Genomic DNA, 21578 nt, shown 5'->3' on the forward strand with positions numbered 1-21578 from the left:
CTCTATTATTTATCATTTGTAGTATAAGCCATTTACAAATGGCTTATACTAATCAAACAAAAGGTTTTGTTAATCTAAAAGATTCCAAGCTTGTGTCCAAGCTAAACCAACACCAGGCTCATAATAGGCAGGTGATTGTGAACACCAATTAGAGTATGGCCAAGGTTTACACTGATATCTCTTATGATCATTACGGCCCATAACAATTGTGCCGGCTTTGTAATTGGCTATACCATCTGGGTAAATATAGTCTACTACTTCGCCAGGGTTTTTCAGATCAACTGCCATGCGATAGTTACTTACATTGTTATCCTTAATATAGACTTTATAAGCACTACCAGGTGTCAAAATTATATTACCTGAAGCTGGATCCAGTTGCCCAATTTGTAAGAGGCTTGATTGACTATTTACCTTCTGGGCAAGGGCATAGGGCCATTGCGTTGCGCTAGAATTACTTTGATTCGTAACAATACTATGACTCTCTACTTCTGAGCCGTTCTTAAATAATCTTAAATAGGCCGTGGTACCTGGTACAACGTCGGCAGTATTATATAGGGTGTCTAATTCATTCCAGCTAACATTAGATGTTGCTTGCTTAATGAAAACATCACTACAAGAATAAAATGCTTCTGGGCTATCGGCTCGTTGCCATATTACATACAAGATATGTTTACCTGTTTTATTAGCCGGGATTGGGCAGTTCATTTTATAACGTCCATTCTCTAAAGTAACACTGGTAATTGTACAAAAAGCCTCATCTAAATCGCTCCATCTTAGAGGCTGTGCAGGCGTATAATTATCCTTAGTTAAGTAAAATTTAAAATATTTAGTACGGTGCGGCGCAGTCGCATTATAAATAAACTGGAATGGCCTATTTGGTTCAACATTCATTAAAGTTGTTGGCCAATCTTCTCTAGCTAAGTTTAAGCCCTGAAATAGATCGCGTCCTCCAGCACATAGTGTGCCATCAGGAATAATAGCTTGGTGCCTATCGTTAGCTGCTCCCTGGTTAACTTCATTCCAATTATAGATAGCTTGTTTGCCTCCAACGGCTATAGCGGCCTTACAAGCTTCTGATTTAGGATTTTCTGGACCTTCTTTATAACACTGATAAGAACGAGAAATTGGCAGCTCCATGGAGCCATGCGCTTGCACGATGGCAGATGTTCCTATTAACAATAGACTAGATGGTATAAGTAGCTTTTTCATTGTTATTTCCTTCCGTTTGTCCTAAAAGTACCTATTTACTATTACAGTTTAAAAATTTCCTTTTTGCTTATTTCAGAATATGGAAAAATCTAATGACAAAACGACTGATTTAACTCCATAGCAATTAATTTTAGCTCATATTTTTGCTCTCTGAATAATGGAGGACTTATAAAAATAAAAGCTTTCAAAATTAATTAAATTTAAGCTTTTGAATAAATCACTTAAATCCAACTAGAGTAATTACCCAGCTTGTGGAGTTGTAGGGGGCAATGGGGGAGGAGCAGGTATACTATCAGACTCTAAGATTTCTTTAACTTCATGAGGCGCATACGGGGTAAGCAATCCTTTGGTATCCATCCATTTCAAACGAATAAATGTATCTCTATAAGGACCTTCTTTGTCCCTCGCTTCCTTAGCAACTTTACTAAAATCCAAATCATGCTCTGAGAAAGTCTGTCCGAAAAAGCTACAACTAGAATAATAAAAGCATTTAAATGCAATAATAAATAAATCTCTAGCTTTAGAATTTTTTGAAGTATCCAAACTTGATACATTACTTAAGCTATTAAACTGCCCTTTATCAAACCTGTTTTCGAGTGACAAATCTTTGATAATTGAGTATATGTGCTCAGCTTGTTCTATCTTTGAAATAGCTATGGAAGTATTATCAGAAGGTGAAGTTGATTCAGTTAATATTTGACTATCCTTTCCCAGTTTAACTAAATCCTCTAGAAAATGTTTAATTTTCTCTCCATAGATATCAATCTTTTCTCCATTGATCTGAACTTGATCAGAAGAAGCCAAAATAGCATTATTTACCCAATTAACTACCCATCCTGGATTAGATATCATATATTGAGATTCTACAGATAATTTTAGCTTTTCTTCTTTAGTATGACTTAAAGTAATGTGCATAAGGATAATTTAGTGAGTAGTCTAATCTTAGTTTAAGAAAATGTATAAGAAATATCAAATTTGCATATAAATTAATTTTATTGTTTTTTTATAATTATTTTAAATTAAATATTTTTAGAACTAGATACATTAAATTTTCAATTAAAGATAAGTTATTTTTAAGGAAACAGAAACCATTTTTGCTTGAAAATACACAATTTAGCTTCTGTTTTATTAGATTAGTTGTATTATTAAAAATAACAGTAAATTATTAATTTATTACAAGCGTATTCCCTTGATTAATTTCATCATTTTTATTAGTAGGTACTATATTAGACGTCATAAGGGTGACTTCTTGTGTAGATTCATTAATTATCTTATCAGTTGGTATATAAGACCTACCTAAAATGGAACAAAGCGCTTTTTGATCTTCTAGGCTTAAATAAGCTGCTACGGCTTCTAAAGGATTAATATAATCAGACTTAGTTATAACTTGATTCATTAAAGGCTGCATATGAGCAATATTAGCTATGTTCTTTTTGTCAAAAAAATTAACATTATCTACTTCCTCTTTATTAAATTTCTTTGTAGTTACCCTTTCATAACGCTCATTAGGGCACTTAAGATCAATTTGCCACTGATCAACCACTGCCATATAAAGAGAGTTAAAGAGCATTTTTGCTTTATGAATCTGCTTTAAAAGCTTTCGCTCGCCCTTATCTCTCGGTAGCGTACCTAGAAAAGAAAAATAGTTAAACCAGCTTTCTTCTTTTATAGGTAGCGATTTAATAGTATTTACTCGAGCAAAATTCTCATAATAATCACATATTTGCTCAATTAATTGATCGCGATAAGGTTGATATTCCTTGGGTAAAGTAGCATTTCTAAATAACCATTCTAAGCGTTGTAACCGTTTGATAACTAATTTAGCATCATCTGCGTAATCTTTAGAAATTTGTAAGGATTTATTGGTTTCTTCAGTAAGGGCTTCCATTTCTTGAGGGGGTAGGGTCCAATAGAGTTTTACATCCTTATCTTCTAAAGCACGATAATGTACTTTTTTTCCCGACCTTTTAGTGTGCTGTCTTAAGGTGCCTGTGCTATGTAGAAATATTTTCTCTAAAGGACCACTATACCGAGGAATAGTTGGATGTTTATCATTTTCTGTTAAGCGACTCAACTGTTGCTCAGTCAAGATACCTTTTAACAGTGACAAAGTTTGCGTTTTACAAGTATAAGAGCCTTTTAAACTAGGCCCCCATAAGGTTAAAGATAAATTTAATTCAAAAGGTTTAAGCCTTGATTCACGATGCTGCTCTTGCGCTTTAGCCTTTTCAAATTGGTATATTTGTGCAGACCAATGTTCATAAGGGTAAATTCTTGTGTCTTTTTTTGCCTTAGCAGCCAGCCCCTGTTGACTCATTACCTCATTGATTGCTTGTTCTTGCTCATCAGCAGCAACCTTACAGCGCTGCTGTAATAGCTTAAATTTTTCTTCTGTTAACTCAAAGGTAGCTCCGTGTAAACCACATCCTAAGTCTAAAAAACGTACTTCTTCATGACGTAACATGCCATGATTACCATTTAAATCTACATCCAAACCTAAACTTAATTTTACCTTCTTTAATAATGAATTAGGCGTAGTTGTAGGTAAACCATAAAACCCCCACTGCTCGACTACTTCTATTTTACCCTTATTCTCCCATTGGGATAATAAAAGGCAACTATGCCAGAAAGGATTACTACCAGCTTCTCGATCGAGTACACAAAAGGTCACTGCATATTTCATTATCATTTCCTTATTGGAAGTTGTATTAATTAATAGTTAAGAATTTTATAACTTTTAGAGCTCTCTGATAAGAAATGCAACAACATTAAAATAACTTTTGCTTGTTAATCCTCCGTTAGATTAGTAAGGCTATTTTCTTTATGGATTTAAATCTCTCCTTTAAGCTAACTGCTATAAATGGTTATTTCTATCTATTTCCCGAGTCAAAGTTATTGATAACCAATTCACTATTACAGATTAATGCAACCTTAGCTACAAATACCATTATAAAATGCTAATTAGTATTAAAAAGTTTATTTAATTCATTTAGAAGGCTAAAAAACCTTCCCTTTTTTAGATATTAATTGGATTTAATCAACTATACTCTAAGTTGGGCTTAGCAATGTTGCTCTATACTTTAAATAATAATATAAAAAATAAGCGAGACTACTTATGCAGGATTCGCTTTTCTTTCGTTTCGGAAAATTAATTTATAAACTTCGAGTACATATTGTATGGCTATCGATAATTTTAATTATCCTTTGCCTGCCTTATTTACCAAACATTATGAAACCCTTTCAATCAACGGGTTTTATTGATGCTACCTCTAATAGTGCTAAAGCAGAAAATTATTTAAATAATAAACTTGGCTTAAGCTCTAACCAGATATTAGTCCTTTATACTAGTGAAAAATGGTTGGCAACGGACAGCCGCTTTAAAAATGCAATAAAAAAATCGTTATCGGGCTTAAAAGACTTACCTATTAATTATGAGATTATTTATCCCGATGCTAATAAAAAGCAAATATCTAAAGATAAACATACAGCCTATGCCGTTATCTTCTTTGATCATGATCAAGTGATCGATAAAAATTTAATCAAGGATTTAGAAAACAGCATAAAGACGCCGCCAAATATGACCATGCAGCTTGGGGGTGAAGCAATTTTTGAAGAAGTCATACACAAGCAAACTCAAAAAGATCTTTATAAAGCAGATTTGGTTGCTGCACCGGTTTCAGTAATTACTCTAATTTTGGTGTTTGGTACTTTAATAGCGGCCTTAATTCCCATTGTATTAGGTGGGGGCTGCGCGCTTATTATTCTTTCTTTGCTGTATTTTATTGGCCAAACCTACACTTTATCTATCTTTACTATTAATATCGCTCTCTTATTAGGCTTATGCTTATGTCTTGATTATTGCCTTTTTATTATCAGTCGCTTTCGAGACGAATTAAGAAAAAATAAAGCAATAAGGCGTGTTACTGCTACCACTATTGCTACTGCCGGTAAAGCTGTTTTTTTTAGTGGCTTAGCTGTCTTTATTAGCCTTAGTGCTTTGCTTTTTTTTCCTATCAATATTTTATTTTCAGTTGGTGTGGGTGGTCTTACAGCCGTATTTGTTGCTGTTTGTGTGTCAGTTATTTTGCTGCCAGCTATTCTCGCTATTCTGAGAAACGGAATAAATTATTTATCCATACGCCTTTCGCAAAAAGAAAAAGCTTCCCTTGCTTGGCGATGGCTAGCAAGGAAAGTGGTTAAAAGACCTTTAAGCTTTTTTTTATTAACCTTAAGTCTCCTATTACTCTTAGGCTATCCCTTTTTAAATGCTAAATTTGGAATTTCTAATTTTCGTATTTTACCCCAGCATTCCCAAGGCCGCGCGTTTTTTAATACTTATGTTGATAAGTTTAATGAACAAGATTTAACACCTATTTTATTAATTGTTACCAGTCAAAAGGATCCTATTCTTTTTAAAGCTAATATTGCTAAATTATATGATTTAGTCAAAACACTTAAAAAAAACCCACTAATTGATCATATCAATAGTATTGTAAATACCAGTAGTAGCCTCACAAAATCACAGTATCAAACTTTGTATAATACAAAAAGTACTTTAGATACTGAGTCAATCAAAAGCTTATTAGCAACGACAACAACGAAGTATGCAACTGTTATTAATATCATTAGTAAATATGACGCCAATTCAAAAGAAACTAAAACACTGATTTCACAATTACGCGCACTTAAGCCTCCTAGTGGATGGGATTTTCAGCTAACTGGTGGTCCTGTTAAAAATGAAGATGTCTTAAATAAAATATATAGCCTTTTTCCATATACTGTATTATGGATTATAGGTTTAACCTATCTCGTTCTACTTATCTTATTACGTTCCTTATTTCTACCCCTTAAAGCTATTTTAATGAACATTGTCAGTCTATGTGCTAGCTACGGTGTATTAGTTTTCATTTTTCAGGAAGGACACTTACAAAAATGGCTTAACTTTGATCCACAAGGTAGTTTAGATATTAGTTTGTTAGTTATTATTTTCTGTGCTCTCTTTGGCTTTTCTATGGATTATGAAGTCTTTTTACTCACGCGTATTAAAGAGTACTATGAACAAACTAAAGACAATGAGAACAGTATTATTTTTGGTATAGAAAAGAGCAGTAAGATTATAACAAGCGCAGCACTAATTGTAATTTTTCTTTGTGGCTCGTTTATGGTAGCTGATGTATTAATGGTTAAACAATTTGGATTAGGAATTGCTGCAGCTATTTTTGTTGATGCTTTTTTAATTCGTACTCTTTTAGTGCCAGCAACTATGGCGTTAGTTAAACCGTTAAATTGGTATTTACCTAAATGGTTAGAAAAAATTCTTCCCAAATGGTAACCAGTCTAAAATTAAAAATAACTTATATCTAACTGTTCATTCTTACCTAGAATGAACAGTTAAAGTTAAATAAGCTTTAGAAAAGGGTATTATTTAGTTTTAAACTTAACCTGAGAAGAATCGAGCATAGCACGAACTTCATCAGCTATTAATCGATGTGCCACGGTTGTCGGGTGCACTGGGTCAAAAAATAGATAACCTTCACACGTTGTATCTATCTTTGCCGCTTTAGCAGCCATCAATAGGGTAGATTTTTTTGACACCTCATCAATTAATACGTCATAACAGGTATCAAGCGTATTAGTAAAACCATACTCTGCAGGTGAATCTAGTAGCTTATTAACTGCTCTATCCGTATCAAAATATAAAAATTGGACATGAGGATATTTTATTTTAAGCTCTTTTAATGAACCCCCTAAAAGCTCATTGTGCCGCTTTGATAACCTAGTTAACTTTTCTTCAGCGTTTAACTGCCTTGCTGCAGGACCTTTTCCTAAATCAGGTAAATTTAGAAGTAATATATGTTGCGCTCCTGCTTTAACTAGTCGTTCAATACCCTGAGTAATACCATTAACAACTATCCTATTAGCTTCCACTTCATCCTCAGGTAAAGCTAGGTAATTATTACCCCCAATCCATATAACAAATAAACTTTGCCCGCTTGCTTTATTATCATTACCTATTAAATAGGTTTTAATCTCACGGTTTAATGTATAAAGTATGTCATCGTCATCGGTATTATCAGAAATTGCCGCCCCACCAAAAGCATAATCAAGGAGATGTGATTTAACTTGATTAGGAAAATATGAATTTGTAAGCTGCTCAATCCAAACAGGTCCATTTGTAAATCGTCCTTCATAATAGGGCGGCGACTGGGGAATACGATGATGCATATCTTCGTACAAGTTTCCATTATCAGATAAGCTATCCCCAAAAACGACTACATTATTCAACTCATTAGCATTTACCAATGTCGAGAAAAGCAGGACAAACATAGCCAAAAACACTTTCATTAGTAAGCCCTTAATAACTAAATTAATAATGAGGCCCGATTATAGTATGAAAAATCGAAATGAATCAATTTAGTAATTTTGTTAGTTGAAATGCTAAGAGCATATTAAATAATGTACTTAGGTAACTGTTTAAGTAGTTTTAAAACGCGATTCTGTAAGTAACTATAAATAGATATCACATTTGTTTATCAGTTAGGTTTAAGAAAGATTTAATAGGATGCTAATGCATAAGTGAAACATAATTTAACCTTAGTGATAAGGCCATTTATAGCTTTACCCTTAATGATTAGCGTTTTGCCTTACCTGTGATGATTTAGCGCAAGGCATAGATGTTTCAAGGAATAGAGCTTAATGGAATAAATGAATACGGCAAAAACGTTTACAACACTGCAATAAAGTAAAGGCGCAGATTAGGCAAGGATTCTAGTTACCCATATTTTAAAATACAGGTAAATAGATGTAATTTTAACTTACGAATGCTTAGGGCTAGGAGATGAATAGTTAGTATCTTCTTCCATAGGATCACCTCCTTCTTCTATAGGATCAACCACTACATTTCCTCGGGATTTAGCTGATTTATTATGGCGCAGCTCTTCATCATAAGCGTCGTCCTTAGGTCGACGCCTATGGTAGAGCCCATATTGTTGTGAATTTGTCATTTTTTCAGATGGTGATAAAATTTCTTTTAGATCTCTATAAGCTTTAACTACACCCTGCTGGATTTCTATAAATTTTTGACCTAAGTCCTGAGGAGGTATCAATAAAGAACGGTATTCAGGCTTGCAGTTGTTATAATAATTTACATAATTGTTATAGTGTTCGTCTTGATAGTATCTTGCTACTTGATTATTTTGTAGTTGAGGTACCAATGTATCTAGCATCTGAACAAGTAGATTTAAATGATCAGTGACGTTTTGCTCTAATTCTTTTTTAGTTTGCTCTAACAAAATTAAACTAAAATGTCCAAAGATAGGTGGTTGATTAAGAATAGGTTTACTGTTTAGATCAGTATTTTCTATATATGGAAATTGTGTATTAACAATCTTCTCGACTAATTCAAGTATTTCCGCATGCTTTTCTTTCATAAATACCCCTTAACTACTAAATAGAAAACATTATAACCTAAATCGTGCAAAATTTAAAAAATTTGTAAAATTTTGTATTAAATTGACTCAAAATAATGCATTTTATTTGTTCTATTATTAAAGATAAAATAAATTTTTAAAATTTATACCCAGAATTCTGGTTAAGGAGTAATTTGAAAAAAGGTCTCATTATAACCAATTCATTGCGCAACCAATGAAAATAACCAGGAAACCTATAATTAATTTAGAACAAATATTCTGTCTTAGTGATGATTTTTGTTGTTAGGAGAAAAACTTTTAGCCATACTTAAGTTTAAAATTAGAAACTTAACTATCACTTGACCTATTAATTATTAAGAAAAAATTAGGACAGTTAATAAATCTTAATTTTGTAAAAAATAGGTCTAGATGCCTCTCAAAGTAGAACTTTTTAGTTAAAAGATTCTATCTTTATCCCTTCTTAGATGAAACTGGCATAATAACAATGTCATTTAACCGCCAGTGATGTTGTTTGATTTCTTCTTGGAGTTCGGATAATTTTTTAATCTCAATACTTTTATGTTTTGATGTAACAAAGATATCACCAAAAAATACATGTCCTTCATCACGAAAGCGTAATGCAACTGATTCAACCCAATCCTGTCTTTTTACTATCGCTTCAACTTCTTGTATTAAGGGATCAGTTTTATCACCTTCTAACGTTTTCGGCACCTCATCTAGTAAATCCAAAATAGATTTTTTGAAATTACTATATCCATCATTAATAATACTTAAAGAAATCAATATACCAACAACTGCATCTGCCCACCAATATCCTAAACCTATTCCTAAAATACCTAAAATACTCGCAAACCCAGCTGTCCAACTTGCTTTATTCATTTTAGAGTCTGCATATAAAACTTTATCATATAAGTAATGTGCTAAAGGTATTTTAATATGTCCTAAAACCGTAGAAGGAATGCTTGACCAGCATAGAGCCGCAATCATCAAAAATCCAAGCCAAATCGTATGATTTAAAAAAACCACTGATGAAATACTAGGATGCTCTTGCTTTAATAAAACAATACTTCCATCAATCAACAGATAAATACCCAATGCAAATAAAGCTAGTGAACTCGTAAAATAGGCCATGCTGGTTACGCGGTGGAAACCATAAGGAAATGTCTTATTAGCCTTGCGATTAACTATCTTACTAGCTACTAAAAAGGACAAAGGTGGTATAATACCCAAGCTATCTTCCAGCCAAACTGTTTTCATTGTTTGAGAGTTAGACATAACTAAAAAGGAAAAAGTTGCTGCAGAAATCATGTAAAAAAGTGATATCCACTCATAAAAAATAGCTTTCGAATATTGAGCTTTTAATTCTTTAGGAAACTCTACTGTTTTAGTTACATTTTGCATTAGTTGTTATTATTCCTATTAAAGTAAATAAACCTATCGAGATAACTAAGCCAAGCATTTTCTCCCTGCTGAACTACCCATACATAATTTTTTTCATAAGGCCTAGTAAAGGCTACTTTTTCACGCCAGGGATTATCTTCTTCAATGTCACAACTAATAAGATTAATTTCATTTTTTTCTAATAATTTATAAAGGTTATCAAAACTATCTACCACTTTTAAAATTCGTGCATTCAGTCCTTGAGATAATTTATTCAGCAGAGAAGCGTTTTGCTGAAGATTAGAACATAGTCCAATTTTAATTACATGATTGTTTTTAATTGTTATCAAAGTATTATTGGGATCGGCGGGATAATTACACCCCGTTAGACATAAAATGCATACTAATTTATACAACTGAGATACCAATTTCATTGACTGTCCATAATTGAAATATATTAAAAGATATTAGTTCCCTTATCACTATATTAAAGTGCCGTCATGGTATTACTATTATAATGCTATTGTATTAAAACAAATACTGAAATTATTTTATCATTTAGCAAGTCTTGCTAGGTATCGCTTACAGCTTCGAAGTGCATATATACTCGCTTAATTAAATCATTAAGTAACATAAATCTTTCTAATTTAAGTTCATTTTACTAGGATAAATAGTTAAAGAACTCGCTAAACTATCTAATTATTTATATTATGAGTAATTGCTTTTATAGGATGAGACAAGATGTCTAATTTTGAAACAGAATATTTACATGCATTTTATAAATCATTTATTAATGTTATTACTCCTCTAGAAATAGAAAAAGCACTAAGAAATTTCCAAACGATACAGGATAAAAATAATCCTAAGCGTTACAGTGGTATGCATACATTTAATTTGATAGGCTGGAAACCAATGGATGCTGAAAAATTCACAGCTGCACTTGCTGAAACGTTTGCACGAGCAACAGAGCAATTTATAGACACTCAGGATGCCGAAACTATCCATAATATGACAGAAAAAATTCGTGCTGAATATATTCCCAAACTTGTCAGGGAATTAGATCCAGAAAATCCATTTTTAAAGTTATCCCAGCAACTAAAGATGAATTTAGAAAAGTTACCTAAAAAAGAAAATACCTCAATTTTTAATGAATACAGTTTTTTTGGTGGCGCAGTTGTCTTGTTAGGTGCTGCTGTAATCTATAATTACAGCCCTCGACAATAAATTGAGTTTAACGTGTAAACAAATGCCCGTACAATTCTATACGTTGTACGGGATAACATTTGTTTTACTTATGTTATGTTAATTAGAATTAATGACACTTAGCTTTAATTGTCGTCCGCAGACCCAAGCTTTATTTAAATCTTGAAAGACTTCTTTAGGCATTCCTTTAGGTAGTCTTACAGTAGAATGGTCATCATGAATTTTAAGACCGGTAATAAAACGGCTTTGTAATCCCGCCTCATTAGCAATAGCGCCAACAATATTACCTGGTTTTACGCCATGAACTCGTCCTACCTCTAAGCGAAATAATTCTTGTGGCATATCTTCAAAGTGGTTTGAAGAAGATTCACGCGAGCTACGTCGATTCTTTTTAGTTGAGCGCTCGTAAGAATCCTTAGAATTTACTCGTTCTCTAATATGTTTATCTTTACCTACATTAATTGATTTAGGTGCCTCAAACTGCCAAGGCTTATCTTTATTAACTAATAGTGCTAAGGCAGCAGCTACGTCAGCAGCTGCAACAGTTGGATTTTGCTCTAAAAAGGTATCAATAATTTTACGATATTGAACTACATTTTTATGCTCAAGCCTATTACTAATATTTGATAAGAAGCGCTGCTGTCTTGCCTCTTGAATTATATGGTCATTGGGAACGTTTATTTTTTCTATACGTTGACGCGTATGGCGTTCAATATTATTTAGAATCCTTGCTTCCCGAGGGCTTACAAATAAAATAGTCACCCCACTTCGCCCAGCTCGGCCTGTACGTCCAATACGATGAACATAAGTCTCGCAATCATGTGGTACATCGTAATTAATGACATGAGTAACTCGCTCAACATCTAATCCACGCGCAGCAACATCAGTAGCAACCAGTATATCAATCGCTCCTTGTCTAAATTGAGCAACAATTTTTTCACGAAGGGCTTGGGTAATATCACCATGAATAGCCATGGCCCGGTGGCCCTGTTTTTGCAGAGTATCTGCGACATCCTCAGTAGCATTCTTAGTACGCACAAAAACGATAACACCTTGATAATCCTCTACTGCTAATATACGTGATAAAGCATCGGGTTTTTGAGCAGGAGAGGCAAATAGGAAGCGTTGCTCTATACTTTTTACGGTTGCTGTTTCAGAACGTATCTGTACTGATATAGGATCAACTAAATAATTATTAGCAATTTGGCGAATACGATGTGGCATTGTCGCCGAAAATAATGCGATTTGCTTTTGTTCAGGTAATTTTGAGAAAATTAATTCAATATCGTCAATAAAACCCATTTGCAACATTTCATCCGCTTCATCAAGTACAAAAGTTGATAAATTGTTTAATTTCAATGTACCACGGTCCATATGGTCTAAAATTCTACCTGGCGTACCTACTACGACTTGTGCCCCCTCCCTTAATTGTTTTAATTGTCTTGAATAGTCTTGACCGCCGCATAATACAGATACAGTAACTTGCTGGTATTTACCCAATGTTTTAAATTGCTCAGCAACTTGAATAGCTAACTCCCGTGTGGGTGCTAAGATTAACGCTTGAGTAACTGGTAAGTTACCATTTAAGCGTTCTAAAATAGGTAAAGCAAAAGCTGCAGTTTTTCCTGTGCCTGTTTGGGCTTGGGCAATAATGTCACGGCCCTCTAACATCTGTGGGATGGTTTGAGCTTGCACTGGTGAAGGTGTTTGAAATTTCATATCCTCTAAAGCTTTCAATAAAGGAGCTGATAAGTTCAGCGCTGCGAAATTTACTAAATTGTCTGTCATAAATCTTCCAAATGATGTAGCAATAGCTTAAGTAATGTAAAAATTGCTCAGTATAATAACAAAATAAACAATGGCTTGCACGGATTTTCAATAATAGATGATGGTATAGCGGCGTTGCGGTTTATTTTATTGCGAATTGTTAATTATTATATCACAGATCTCAATATATTTAAATTGGTCTCCACATTTACTTTTATTAATTAACGTGAGTTAGACATAAAAGAGACGAAGGCTCCTTTATGTCGCTAAAGGAACGCTACCCCGTAAAATACGAAGCATTTATACGGGCTCCAGATTAAACATACATAAATTCATGTAACTAAAATGAAAATTCCTTAACTTACTAATTCATTAACTGCGATAAGCTAATCTAACTTCAAATGAAATTAGATTAATATAAAATTTAAAAATTTTATTTATATACAAAACTAAAGCAATGCTGCTAATCGACATGCTTGATCTATAGCATGACGCGCATCAAGTTCCAATGCTTTAAAAGCACCACCTACTAAATGAACATTGCAACCTTCTTCACGTAAAGGCTCAAATAATTCACGTAATTCTTCTTGACCAGCGCAAATAATAACTGAATCTACTGCTAACAGTCTAGGTTCATCATTAACACGAATATGTAAGCCTTCGTCATCAATACGTATGTATTCAACGCCTGATATCATTTTTACATGTCTATGCTTAAGACTTAAGCGATGTATCCACCCTGTTGTTTTGCCCAAACGTTTTCCTAGTTTTTCTTTCTTGCGTTGTAGCAAAAATACTTCACGTGCTGTTTTTTCAATTATTGGCGCTTTTATCCCTCCTCGATGAGTGACATTAATATCAATTCCCCATTCATTATAAAATTGTTCTAAAGGTGAGGACTGTGACTCATGCGTTAACCACTCAGCTACATCAAAACCAATACCACCTGCACCAATGATAGCAACCCGTTGGCCAGGAATTTTGCGTTCTTCAATAACATCGACATAACTCATGACTTTAGCATGATCAATTCCAGGAATACTTGGCGTGCGTGGCTTAATGCCTGTAGCAAGTACAATTTCATCATATTCTTTTAATAAATCAACCTGAGCTGCTGTATTTAAATGAATATCTACACCAAATTTTTCTAATTGATGAGTATAATAATTAATAGTATGTTGAAAATCTTCCTTACCTGGAATCGATTTAGCTAAATTAAATTGACCACCTAATCTATCTTTCTTTTCAAATAGAGTCACGTCATGACCTCTTTCAGCAGCAACCGCTGTAAAAGCAAGGCCTGCAGGACCTGCGCCAACAACCGCAATTTTTTTAGGATGATGTGCAGTTTGATAAATTAATTCTGTTTCATTACAGGCCTGAGGATTAACTAAACAAGAAGCTGTTTTGTTAACAAAAACTCGATCAAGGCATGCTTGATTACAAGCAATACAAACATTAATTGCCTTACTATCACCAAGCTTTGCCTTTTCTGCAAAGCGCGGATCTGCTAAAAAGGGTCGGGCCATTGAAATCATATCAGCTACGCCATCTTCTAATAACTGATTGGCTATTTCAGGAGTATTTATGCGGTTTGAAGTAACTATAGGTACTGTAATTTCAGGCCTAAGCCGCTTAGTGATTGCGGTAAATGCTGCTGGTGGAACCATCGTAGCGATGGTAGGAATACGCGCTTCATGCCAACCAATACCAGTATTAATAATTGTTGCACCTGCTTGTTCAATGGCTTTTGCTAAAAAGATCACTTCTTCCCAACTACTACCATCGGCAATTAAATCTAACATCGATAAACGGTAGATAATAATAAATTGCTCACCGACTACTTCGCGGATATGTTTAACAACCTCAATGGGGAATTTAATACGATTGGCGAAATCTCCTCCCCATTCGTCAGTGCGGCGATTGGTATGTGTTACAATGAATTGGTTAATTAAATAACCTTCACTCCCCATCACCTCTACGCCATCATAACCAGCAGCTTGTGCTAACTTGGCGCATCGTCCAAAATGCTCTATCGTTTTTCTAATCCGTCGCTTACTCATTTTCCAGGGTGCAAAAGGACTAATGGGCGATTTTATTGGACTTGGGGCGACAATGAATGGATGATACCCATAACGGCCTGAATGCAAAATTTGCAAAGCAATCTTTCCTCCTGCTTCATGCACCGTTTGGGTTACTAATTCATGGCGCTGCTGTTCTTTTCGTTGCGTAAGCTTTGCTGCAAAAGGTGCAAGCCGGCCTGCACGATTAGGTGCAATCCCACCTGTAACAATTAATCCCGCGCCTCCTAATGCACGCTCTCTATAGAAAGCAGCTAGGCGTTGTAATCCTTCTTTGTCTTCTTCTAAACCTGTATGCATCGATCCCATTAATAGCCTATTTTTTAATTGAGTAAACCCCAGATCTAAGGGCTGAAATAAGGCTTTAAATGGCGTATTATCAATTTTCAATTCCATGGAGTTATCACCTAAGACTTAATCGTTTTATTAAAATTCCTATTTAAACACAATAAATTACTTGCAACACTTAATAACGAGATTTCTGGCAGCTATTCATAAGTTGTATTATTCATGTTACTTATTGTAAAAACTCCAGTATAAAGCACTCTAGAGAAGTTACTTAACGCTTTTTAACATTTTTATAATAATTTCAATCTCGATTACTTATCTTAGCGCGGCTGATGTAGTAAGAATTGAAGGCGGCCGTTTAGCAATAAAAGCACCTATTAGAGCAATAACACCGCCTAGAAAAGCGATAAAAGATGGTTTTTCACCTAGTAGCAAAAATCCTAGCCCTGTTGAAATTAAAGGTAAGAAATAAGCATATATAGAAGCTTTAGAAGCTGGTATATTTGAAAGTACAAAGCCCCAACATAAATAAGCGAGTGCCGCGGAAAAAATACCCATATAAACAATTACAAGGGTTATTCCTAAATTAGCTTTAAAGATTTCTTGCCTTAAATCAGAAAAAAAATATAGTAAAAATAAAGTTCCTCCCCAAATTACCCAAGATGTTACGGCAATAGGATGGTAATTCTTTAAATAATAGCCTTGCGAAAGGTTATAGAGTGCGCTCATTATTGTAGAAATAAAGATAATCAAAACACCTTCTGTGTGTATATTTGTATCATTACCGCCTAAAGCCATCAAAAATAAACCAAGCATACTAATACATATACCAATCCATACGCCTAAATTTGTGCGTTCCTTAAAGAGTATAATAGATATGAGAATTGTTAATACAGGATTAATACCTATTATAAAACTAGCTATCCCTGCTGAAACTGTTAACTCTCCAATATTTAAACATGTATTATAAATACCAATTGCGCCTACACCAATTAATAATAATTGTAGTCGAATCCGCCAAGGCATTTTATTTTTAGTTGGTAATTTTACATAGATTAATCCCATACAAGCAGATGCAATAATAAAGCGCAATAAAGCTAAAGCACCTGGCGTATAACTTACTAGGCTAACACGAATGCCTACGAAAGCTGATGACCAAAATAGTAGAGCAGATGCTATAGCAAAATTGACTTTCTTCACAACTTACCCGAGTAAACTTAAATTGTTATCAATTTTAACTCAAAGCTAGTTTTTTTACTTAAATCTTCTAATAAAAATCTTATAAATAATACTCTATTGTTCATTCATTCCACCTTAATAAGTTATTTTTAGTTTCTCAATAGGTAAATAAGTTTATTAGAGTTAAGGCAAAACTTTATCAATTAGTCCTAAAACCATTGATTACCACCTAAATGCCAAACAGAAATATGTTTAATACCTGCTGCCTCGATTAAAGCTTTCTTTCGATTAAGGGAATCGCTTGTTTGAATAAAATATGTCGTATTCTCATGCTGCCAAAAATATTCAAAAGAGGACGGGTCTTGGACTGCTAGAGAAAATCCAGGATAGCTTTTTGATTGCTCAAACGTATCAAGTTTAATTTTATAAGATCCGGTAATACCATGATAACCATAAGCAGGTATGCCAATTACTATTTTGTTAATATCCTCTACTTTGTCTTTAACATAATTAATTATGTCAATTACCCATGTGTTAGGTGCTATAGGTGTACCTACTCCATAATCATATTGATAGTCATAGGCCATAACCACAATGTAATTAACGGGTAGATCATTAAAATCTTCATATCGCCATTTATAGTAGCTCTGCTCAGTGCTATTTGATATAGGAGGTCCATCAATCATAAGTTGTGAATTAATTAACCATAGAGCATTACCTAACTCCATTATAAATAGTTTATAATCACGGTAGTTTTTATCAGTCCAGCTACCGAATTCTTCGAAGTCTAGCTCCACCCCAGTAAAGTTTGTCGTTTTAATAAAATTAATTAGCTTATTAATCGCGTTGGCTCGTTTTTTTGCGCTTGAAGTTAAGGCAACCATTGAACTTGCATTTGCAGATATAGTGACAAACTGTTGTTGTGAGTGAGCTTTAATACTTTTAACATTTTTTTTGCTATAAGCGTTACAACCCGCATCAGCAACATTTAACCGCTTAAGAACGCCTACGCCAGTTACGGTAAAATACTCAGGTTTTAATACTTGTATAACTCGACCATCTGTATACTCATTTTTTGCATTACAAGCTGGATTTCCAGGGTAAATCCAGCCTTGAATACTTACATTATCAGCTTGAGCATTTTGCACTAACATAATATAAAGGACTCCGGCAATAAACCGCCACTTTAACTTCATTGCTTATTTCCGTAAGAGTATTAAGCTATAATAATTAAAAATGAATTTAATGCTACTCATCTTTTATTTAAACTAAAAGAGTGGTATTTGAATTTTCTTTCAAAACGTGCAATTTTTGCGTATACAATGATTTAACACTTTAACTTATCTTTATAGGGAAATTATGAAAAAATTTTCACGCCTTCTAATGATTTCGTTGTTACATGGAACAATGTCTTATGCTAATGAACTCAGTGCAACTATTTATGCAACAGAAAAGAATAAAGCACCACTTGGCAAAATTACTTTTACCGATACTCAATATGGTTTATTAATTAAGCCTGACCTAACTACCTTGCCAGCTGGCGCGCACGGATTTCATCTTCATCAGCATGCGAACTGTGGGGATGCAGGCATGGATGCAGGTGGGCATTTTGATCCTAAAGATACCAAAAAACACCTTGGACCCTATGGCGATGGCCACTTAGGTGATTTACCTGTGTTATTTATTATGGAAGATGGTAAAGCAAATACGCCTTTGCTTGCGCCACGATTAAAAACTAGTGACTTGACAGGTTTAGCAGTTATGATTCATGCTGGTGGTGATAATTACTCTGATAACCCAGCTTTAGGGGGAGGAGGCGCTCGTCTAGGATGCGGTGTTTTTAATTCATCGTCTGAAAAAAATACGCCAGCTGAGTAAATTTTTATTAGAGGTCTTAAACCCGTATCTAGAATAAATCTAAATACGGGATATGTGCTTATTTATAAATGAAGGCCTACATGGGTGCTATGAATAATCGCAGTAATCCGCCCTATGCGAGCTAAAGCTTGGGCTGAAAAACCATGCTCTTTTAAATTACGGCAATGCGCACTAATACATGCTCCACAGCCATTTAATATTGATACGGCTAATGACATCACCTCAAACGTTTTTCTATCAACACCCGGATTCATCATGCCCTGCATACGTAACCCAGCAGGGACATGATTTAACTCTGGCTGCTCGCTAAGATGAATAAAGCGATAATAAATATTTGTCATAGCCATCAAGCTTGCAGCTAATTTGGCCGCCTCTCGTAAGGTCTGCTCTGTTTCAAACTCTGTTTCTAGAGATTGAATTAGCTCCTTATTACCTAAGTGATAAGCAACCGCTAAAGCACTTCCTACAATTTGCTGAGCTTCAAGGCCATCCGTTTGATTTAGATCCATTACCTTACCTAGATTTATACGAGTATCCTTAGCGAACTCAGGTAACTTTTCTTTAATTTGCTCAAACATAAATTAAATTCCTTAAATCAAACATGGATAGTTTCTTCACCTTTTTTCCAATTACAAGGACACAATTCATCGGTTTGCAATGCATCAAGTACTCGCAAGACTTCTTCTGGATTACGACCAACACTTAAGTCAGTAACCATAACGAAGCGAGTTATACCATCAGGATCGACGATAAATGTAGCCCGTTGCGCAACACCTTCATTAGCATCCAAGATACCTAAGCTTTGTGATAATTCTCGTTTAACATCAGCAAGCATTGGAAATGGCAAATTATTTAAATCCGAGTGTTGATTGCGCCAAGCTAAATGGACAAACTCACTATCAGTACTACCGCCTAATACTTGCGCATCGCGATCAGCAAACTCTGAATTTAATTGGCCAAATGCAGCAATTTCAGTAGGACAAACAAAGGTAAAGTCTTTTGGCCAAAAAAATACAACAAGCCACTTACCTTTGTAAGTCTCATTTGAAATAGTCGTGAAGGCACTATTCATATCATTACTAACAGTAGCCTTAAGATTAAATTTTGGAAAGGGTTGACCTACAGAAATCATTTTATTCTCCTTTTATTAATGAATTACTTTGTTTATTTAACTGTAGTGAATCTTATTAAATAAGTAAAATCGATTATAATTATCAAAACAATTACTTTTAACTATTATAATTTACAACTAACCTTGCTGATTTTCTCACTGTAAAGGAAAGAGAAATTAAACCAATAAGACTAAATACTATAGCAGGAATAGCTAAAGGCAAGGTGGAACTTACCGTTTTATTTATTAAAAAGTAACCTGCTATCCCTGCAAATAAAAACCGCGAAGATCCAATAGCTGCCGCAGCTGTTCCTTTAGCTGTATCAAACGGGTTCATAGCCCCGCCAGCGCCAGCGCCCATGCAAAAGGTTCCACCCGTACCTATCAATAACATAGGGTAAATAAAATTATAGACACTTAATCCATAAAATAAATACCATATTGCCATCCAAGTGCCACCTACTAAAGTAATTAAATAACCTAGCAAACACGTTTTAATTATTCCTATCCGTTCAACAATTATCCCACCTAAAAAACTTCCTAATAAAAGAGATATCCCCATAAAACAAAAATAAAAGCCATATTGCGTTTGGGGAATACCTAAACAGCGAATGATTAAATAAGGAGAAAGCGCACAAAATAAATATAAATAGGAATGCCCCATAAAAGAGGCCATATTAAAAATAGTAAATTCCCGATTACGCAGAACAAGCCAATACTGACTTAAAAGATTTTTTGATAAAGATACGCGCTTAAACGAAGGTAGCGTTTCGTCAAGCCATAAGCCCATAGTAAAAAAGGCACTCAGTGCAACTAATAACAAACTCCAAAAAGTTGATTGCCAACCTAAATAATAATCTAAATAACTACCAATAAACGTTGCAAAAATAGGCGAAAAAGAAATCATGCCATTTAAAAAGCTATAGGCTCTAGCGCTCTTTTCATCTGCATAAAGGTCTCTAACGATAGCAAAACTAAGTACCATCATGCCACAAGAACCTAATGCTTGAATGATTCGGTAAAACAATAACTCTTTGACATCGACAGCTAAGCCGCAGCAAAGCGAGCCGATAGCAAAAAAAGCGATTGTCCATAACGCTATTACACGACGACCAAACTGATCTGAAATCGGACCAATAATTAATTGCATTATCCCTGCACTTAACATAAACCAATTTAAGGTCTGTAGCATTTTTGTGTCTGTGGTATTAAATGCTTCCGTAATATGCGGTATCGCAGGCACATACACATCCATGGCAAGCGGTAAAGCCAATACCATCGGAGTAAGCGCAAGAATTAATTTTATAAACATGGCAACCTCAAAAATAGCCTTATATCTTTTATAAAGCAATTTGTAGTTTTTTTATAAAAATGTGATTAAACTAATAAGGATTGCATTATAACGTATTTATTGCTGAAATAAGTGGTTAGAATTAATTCTAATTAACTCAGGAGGCTAGTCATGTCTAAACAAGAAAAAATTTGTCGAATTGTCCATTATATTACAAAAAATACTAACTGGCGAAAAACTTGCTGTCATTTTCAATGACTAAAATAGAATTAGATGAATTACTTCGCTATGAAAATCAGCAAGTAATTCACTATTTTTGCCATCATAATCCTAGTTTTTCATCTGAGCAAGCTCATCAATTATGGCAAGATCTTCTTGCTTGGATGTGGCTTACTATGCAACGAAAAATATCAAAACGCCATACCTATCTCTTTGGCCCTTTATTACCCCTAGATGAATTATGGCATGCATTTATTTTACATACCCGTGACTATACAAAATTTTGTGAGAGTTACTTTGGTCAGTACTTTCACCATGATATTGAACCAGTTGGCCAGGAATACGAAGTCACACCTGATGAACTAGCTGATTTTCTTGAAGATTGCTTCACCTATTTAGGTGAAGCATGGGTCGAGCGATATTTTTCTGAAGCGTTTGTTTAAATAAATCCCTTATATCATTTCTTAGAAAGAATAAATTTAAACAATAACTTAGTAAATATATAATTTTTAAGCTTTCATAAAGTGAGCTGACACCGTTAA

Annotated in this window: 18 protein-coding genes; 4 read left to right on the forward strand and 14 right to left on the reverse strand. The window is 34.3% G+C overall.

Annotated features, from left to right (window positions below; all coding sequences use genetic code 11):
- Positions 1-69: 69 nt before the first annotated feature.
- From E1P04_RS00630 to E1P04_RS00640, 3 genes are all read right to left on the reverse strand, one after another.
- On the reverse strand, positions 70-1209 hold the full coding sequence (locus E1P04_RS00630; protein ID WP_131781002.1) for a lytic polysaccharide monooxygenase auxiliary activity family 9 protein: 1140 nt from the start codon (positions 1207-1209) through the stop codon (positions 70-72).
- 240 nt (positions 1210-1449) lie between these two features.
- Positions 1450-2124, reverse strand: a complete 675-nt coding sequence (locus E1P04_RS00635; protein WP_131781003.1) for a hypothetical protein — start codon at positions 2122-2124, stop codon at positions 1450-1452.
- 250 nt (positions 2125-2374) lie between these two features.
- Positions 2375-3892: a hypothetical protein gene (locus E1P04_RS00640; RefSeq protein WP_131781004.1), complete on the reverse strand. Its 1518-nt coding sequence runs from the start codon at positions 3890-3892 to the stop codon at positions 2375-2377.
- A 432-nt stretch (positions 3893-4324) separates the two neighbouring features.
- On the opposite strand from E1P04_RS00640, the gene E1P04_RS00645 reads away from it, so the two are divergent.
- Positions 4325-6541, forward strand: a complete 2217-nt coding sequence (locus E1P04_RS00645) for an MMPL family transporter (protein ID WP_131781005.1) — start codon at positions 4325-4327, stop codon at positions 6539-6541.
- An 89-nt stretch (positions 6542-6630) separates the two neighbouring features.
- Here E1P04_RS00645 and plaA read toward each other — a convergent pair whose 3' ends face one another.
- The 4 genes from plaA to E1P04_RS00665 all read right to left on the reverse strand — a co-directional run bounded on the left by plaA (position 6631) and on the right by E1P04_RS00665 (position 10453).
- Entirely contained in the window at positions 6631-7554 is a 924-nt protein-coding gene (gene plaA, locus E1P04_RS00650) for a GDSL family lysophospholipase PlaA (RefSeq protein WP_131781006.1), read from the reverse strand.
- A 470-nt stretch (positions 7555-8024) separates the two neighbouring features.
- Complete coding sequence (locus E1P04_RS00655; RefSeq protein WP_131781007.1) at positions 8025-8639, reverse strand: hypothetical protein; 615 nt, start codon at positions 8637-8639, stop codon at positions 8025-8027.
- 450 nt (positions 8640-9089) lie between these two features.
- Positions 9090-10040 carry a cation efflux transmembrane domain-containing protein gene (locus tag E1P04_RS00660; protein ID WP_131781008.1) on the reverse strand — a complete coding sequence of 317 codons (951 nt, stop codon included), beginning with the start codon at positions 10038-10040 and terminating at the stop codon, positions 9090-9092.
- Positions 10040-10453, reverse strand: a complete 414-nt coding sequence (locus E1P04_RS00665; RefSeq protein ID WP_131781009.1) for a hypothetical protein — start codon at positions 10451-10453, stop codon at positions 10040-10042. The genes E1P04_RS00660 and E1P04_RS00665 overlap by 1 nt, the downstream gene beginning before the upstream one ends.
- A 307-nt stretch (positions 10454-10760) precedes the next feature.
- Between E1P04_RS00665 and E1P04_RS00670 the strand changes: the two genes are divergently transcribed.
- Positions 10761-11243 carry a hypothetical protein gene (locus tag E1P04_RS00670; RefSeq protein WP_131781010.1) on the forward strand — a complete coding sequence of 161 codons (483 nt, stop codon included), beginning with the start codon at positions 10761-10763 and terminating at the stop codon, positions 11241-11243.
- 78 nt (positions 11244-11321) lie between these two features.
- On the opposite strand, the gene E1P04_RS00675 is transcribed toward E1P04_RS00670, so the two are convergent.
- From E1P04_RS00675 to E1P04_RS00690, 4 genes are all read right to left on the reverse strand, one after another.
- Positions 11322-13010, reverse strand: coding sequence for a DEAD/DEAH box helicase (locus E1P04_RS00675; protein WP_131781011.1), 1689 nt, complete (start codon positions 13008-13010; stop codon positions 11322-11324).
- 428 nt (positions 13011-13438) lie between these two features.
- On the reverse strand, positions 13439-15466 hold the full coding sequence (locus E1P04_RS00680; RefSeq protein ID WP_131781012.1) for an NADPH-dependent 2,4-dienoyl-CoA reductase: 2028 nt from the start codon (positions 15464-15466) through the stop codon (positions 13439-13441).
- A gap of 207 nt (positions 15467-15673) precedes the next feature.
- Positions 15674-16558: a DMT family transporter gene (locus E1P04_RS00685; protein ID WP_131781013.1), complete on the reverse strand. Its 885-nt coding sequence runs from the start codon at positions 16556-16558 to the stop codon at positions 15674-15676.
- Between the two features lie 188 nt (positions 16559-16746).
- On the reverse strand, positions 16747-17733 hold the full coding sequence (locus E1P04_RS00690) for a glycosyl hydrolase family 18 protein (RefSeq protein WP_131781014.1): 987 nt from the start codon (positions 17731-17733) through the stop codon (positions 16747-16749).
- Between the two features lie 163 nt (positions 17734-17896).
- Between E1P04_RS00690 and E1P04_RS00695 the strand changes: the two genes are divergently transcribed.
- Positions 17897-18415 carry a superoxide dismutase family protein gene (locus E1P04_RS00695; protein ID WP_131781015.1) on the forward strand — a complete coding sequence of 173 codons (519 nt, stop codon included), beginning with the start codon at positions 17897-17899 and terminating at the stop codon, positions 18413-18415.
- A 62-nt stretch (positions 18416-18477) separates the two neighbouring features.
- Here the strand turns inward: E1P04_RS00695 and E1P04_RS00700 are convergent, their stop codons facing one another.
- The 3 genes from E1P04_RS00700 to E1P04_RS00710 all read right to left on the reverse strand — a co-directional run bounded on the left by E1P04_RS00700 (position 18478) and on the right by E1P04_RS00710 (position 20838).
- Positions 18478-18993, reverse strand: a complete 516-nt coding sequence (locus tag E1P04_RS00700) for a carboxymuconolactone decarboxylase family protein (RefSeq protein WP_131781016.1) — start codon at positions 18991-18993, stop codon at positions 18478-18480.
- Between the two features lie 17 nt (positions 18994-19010).
- Positions 19011-19547 carry a peroxiredoxin gene (locus tag E1P04_RS00705; protein ID WP_131781017.1) on the reverse strand — a complete coding sequence of 179 codons (537 nt, stop codon included), beginning with the start codon at positions 19545-19547 and terminating at the stop codon, positions 19011-19013.
- Between the two features lie 97 nt (positions 19548-19644).
- A complete protein-coding gene (locus E1P04_RS00710; RefSeq protein WP_131781018.1) occupies positions 19645-20838 on the reverse strand; it encodes a multidrug effflux MFS transporter in 1194 nt (397 codons plus the stop codon).
- Positions 20839-21071: 233 nt separating this feature from the next.
- Here E1P04_RS00710 and E1P04_RS00715 point away from each other — a divergent pair, with 233 nt between their 5' ends.
- Entirely contained in the window at positions 21072-21479 is a 408-nt protein-coding gene (locus E1P04_RS00715; protein WP_131781019.1) for a glycine-rich domain-containing protein, read from the forward strand.
- Positions 21480-21578: the final 99 nt, after the last annotated feature.

It is taken from the genome of Legionella gresilensis (assembly GCF_900639865.1).
Lineage (GTDB): Bacteria > Pseudomonadota > Gammaproteobacteria > Legionellales > Legionellaceae > Legionella_C > Legionella_C gresilensis.